Origin of the sequence: Mesorhizobium sp. M1A.F.Ca.IN.020.06.1.1, assembly GCF_004023265.1 — a bacterium.
In the GTDB taxonomy this organism is placed as follows: domain Bacteria; phylum Pseudomonadota; class Alphaproteobacteria; order Rhizobiales; family Rhizobiaceae; genus Mesorhizobium.
In genome coordinates this window covers 1-612 of sequence record NZ_RZSR01001658.1, presented here as the reverse complement: position 1 = coordinate 612, position 612 = coordinate 1, and the positions used below count along the sequence as shown (strand labels likewise).

Here is a 612-nt window from a genome sequence, read left to right as displayed (position 1 = left end):
CACTTCTTCCATCCAGATGCCCGGCTCGGCCTTGGCCTTCACCAGCGCCTTCATCATGTTGGACATCGAACACTCTCCAGAAAATCTTCCCTGTCCTGACGGATCATCAACCTGCCGCTTCCAGGATGCTCTTCAGCCGCAGCAGATCGCGATCGGTCGAACGCCGGACAGCCACGGCTATGAGCGGGGTCATGAGACGGGAAAAGCCGGCCGGCGAGCCGCGAAAGAAAAGGCGGCGACGTCCGCGCGCGGCCTGGCGATCTCGATACTGCTCGTCACATCGATCGCCATGGCCCACTTCCATTGCCGGCGGTAGCGTCAAGCGATTACACCCAGTTCCTTCCCGACCTCGCCGAACGCCTCGACGGCGCGATCGATATCGGCGCCGGAGTGCGCCGCCGACATCTGGGTGCGAATGCGCGCCTGGCCTTTCGGCACCACCGGGAACGAAAAACCGATGACGTAGATGCCGCGCTTCAGCATGCGGGCCGCCATCTCCTGCGCAAGAGCGGCGTCGCCCAGCATCACCGGGATTATCGGATGATCGGCGCCGGCAAGCGTAAAGCCGAGCTTGCCCATTTGAGACCGAAAGCGTTCCGCATTGGTATATAG

General features: G+C 62.3%; 2 protein-coding genes. One reads left to right on the top strand and one right to left on the bottom strand.

Features of this window, described 5'->3' with window-relative positions:
• The coding region (locus EOA60_RS36195) for a hypothetical protein (RefSeq protein WP_206628458.1) at nucleotides 1-316 on the top strand (316 nt) is incomplete at its 5' end.
• Between the two features lie 2 nt (nucleotides 317-318).
• Here EOA60_RS36195 and EOA60_RS36190 read toward each other — a convergent pair.
• Nucleotides 319-612: aminotransferase class I/II-fold pyridoxal phosphate-dependent enzyme (locus tag EOA60_RS36190; RefSeq protein WP_128312788.1), on the bottom strand; the 294-nt coding region annotated here is incomplete at its 5' end.